The sequence below is a fragment of the Serratia sp. 14-2641 genome, assembly GCF_001692375.1.
Classification (GTDB): domain Bacteria; phylum Pseudomonadota; class Gammaproteobacteria; order Enterobacterales; family Enterobacteriaceae; genus Chania; species Chania fonticola_C.
Window position 1 is genome coordinate 1 of sequence record NZ_LXKR01000080.1, and the last position, 2666, is coordinate 2666.

The 2666-nt window shown below is 48.2% G+C and carries 2 protein-coding genes; both read left to right on the forward strand.

Annotated elements, in window-relative coordinates; translation table 11 throughout:
* Positions 1-69 precede the first annotated feature (69 nt).
* A complete protein-coding gene (locus A6U95_RS25260) occupies positions 70-1074 on the forward strand; it encodes an IS110-like element IS5075 family transposase (RefSeq protein WP_065686492.1) in 1005 nt (334 codons plus the stop codon).
* Positions 1075-1396: 322 nt separating this feature from the next.
* Complete coding sequence (locus A6U95_RS25265) at positions 1397-2401, forward strand: IS110-like element IS5075 family transposase (protein ID WP_065686492.1); 1005 nt, start codon at positions 1397-1399, stop codon at positions 2399-2401.
* Positions 2402-2666 lie beyond the last annotated feature (265 nt).

A 2666-nucleotide genomic window follows, 5' to 3' on the forward strand; every position in this document is an offset into this window, starting at 1 on the left:
TTTAATGAGATGGTCACTCCCTCCTTCCCGGTACTATGCTGAGGACAGGCTTTCATTCGGAGAACCATCATGGAAAATATTGCGCTTATTGGTATCGATCTGGGTAAGAACTCTTTCCATATCCATTGTCAGGATCATCGTGGGAAGGCTGTTTACTGTAAGAAGTTTACCCGACCAAAGCTAATCGAGTTTCTGGCATCATGCCCGGCAACAACCATTGCGATGGAAGCCTGTGGCGGTTCCCACTTTATGGCCCGTAAGCTGGCAGAGTTGGGGCATTTTCCAAAGCTGATATCACCACAATTTGTCCGCCCCTTCGTTAAAAGCAACAAAAACGACTTCGTTGATGCCGAAGCTATCTGTGAAGCTGCATCGCGCCCGTCCATGCGTTTCGTACAGCCCAGAACGGAATCTCAGCAGGCAATGCGGGCTCTGCATCGTGTTCGTGAATCTCTGGTTCAGGATAAGGTAAAAACAACTAATCAGATGCATGCTTTTCTACTGGAGTTTGGTATCAGCGTACCACGAGGTGCTGCCGTTATTAGTCGGCTGAGTACCATTCTTGAGGACAATAGTTTGCCTCTTTATCTCAGCCAGTTATTGCTGAAACTACAACAACATTATCACTATCTTGTTGAGCAGATTAAAGATCTGGAATCCCAGTTGAAGCGAAAGCTGGACGAGGATGAGGTTGGACAGCGTTTGCTGAGCATTCCCTGTGTCGGAACGCTGACAGCGAGTACTATTTCAACTGAGATTGGCGACGGGAAGCAATACGCCAGCAGCCGTGACTTTGCGGCGGCAACAGGGTTGGTACCTCGCCAGTACAGCACGGGAGGTCGAACGACATTGTTGGGGATTAGCAAAAGAGGTAACAAAAAAATCCGAACTCTGTTGGTTCAGTGTGCAAGGGTATTCATACAAAAACTGGAACATCAGTCTGGCAAGTTGGCCGATTGGGTCAGGGAGTTGTTGTGCCGGAAAAGCAACTTTGTCGTCACCTGTGCTCTGGCAAACAAGCTGGCCAGAATAGCCTGGGCCCTGACAGCGCGACAGCAAACTTACGCAGCATAACGGCAGAAATACACTAGTTTAAACAATCACTCATCTGGTTTTGCGAATACTGATATTGATGATACAAACGGCCCACCGGCCTGTTGAGGAACCTGTAAAACGGAAAGGCTCATTGAAGCCGTATATTTTCTTGAGGTTCATCAGGCGCGGAACTCATCGAGGCGCGGGAATAAAATCCCATTCAGACGCCGGATAGATTCAAGCAAGCCAACTTATCGTCGAAATCGGTGTTGCAAAAACGGGAGTGACCATAGATAATGAGATGGTCACTCCCTCCTTCCCGGTACTATGCTGAGGACAGGCTTTCATTCGGAGAACCATCATGGAAAATATTGCGCTTATTGGTATCGATCTGGGTAAGAACTCTTTCCATATCCATTGTCAGGATCATCGTGGGAAGGCTGTTTACTGTAAGAAGTTTACCCGACCAAAGCTAATCGAGTTTCTGGCATCATGCCCGGCAACAACCATTGCGATGGAAGCCTGTGGCGGTTCCCACTTTATGGCCCGTAAGCTGGCAGAGTTGGGGCATTTTCCAAAGCTGATATCACCACAATTTGTCCGCCCCTTCGTTAAAAGCAACAAAAACGACTTCGTTGATGCCGAAGCTATCTGTGAAGCTGCATCGCGCCCGTCCATGCGTTTCGTACAGCCCAGAACGGAATCTCAGCAGGCAATGCGGGCTCTGCATCGTGTTCGTGAATCTCTGGTTCAGGATAAGGTAAAAACAACTAATCAGATGCATGCTTTTCTACTGGAGTTTGGTATCAGCGTACCACGAGGTGCTGCCGTTATTAGTCGGCTGAGTACCATTCTTGAGGACAATAGTTTGCCTCTTTATCTCAGCCAGTTATTGCTGAAACTACAACAACATTATCACTATCTTGTTGAGCAGATTAAAGATCTGGAATCCCAGTTGAAGCGAAAGCTGGACGAGGATGAGGTTGGACAGCGTTTGCTGAGCATTCCCTGTGTCGGAACGCTGACAGCGAGTACTATTTCAACTGAGATTGGCGACGGGAAGCAATACGCCAGCAGCCGTGACTTTGCGGCGGCAACAGGGTTGGTACCTCGCCAGTACAGCACGGGAGGTCGAACGACATTGTTGGGGATTAGCAAAAGAGGTAACAAAAAAATCCGAACTCTGTTGGTTCAGTGTGCAAGGGTATTCATACAAAAACTGGAACATCAGTCTGGCAAGTTGGCCGATTGGGTCAGGGAGTTGTTGTGCCGGAAAAGCAACTTTGTCGTCACCTGTGCTCTGGCAAACAAGCTGGCCAGAATAGCCTGGGCCCTGACAGCGCGACAGCAAACTTACGCAGCATAACGGCAGAAATACACTAGTTTAAACAATCACTCATCTGGTTTTGCGAATACTGATATTGATGATACAAACGGCCCACCGGCCTGTTGAGGAACCTGTAAAACGGAAAGGCTCATTGAAGCCGTATATTTTCTTGAGGTTCATCAGGCGCGGAACTCATCGAGGCGCGGGAATAAAATCCCATTCAGACGCCGGATAGATTCAAGCAAGCCAACTTATCGTCGAAATCGGTGTTGCAAAAACGGGAGTGACCATAGATTCCGTTTTC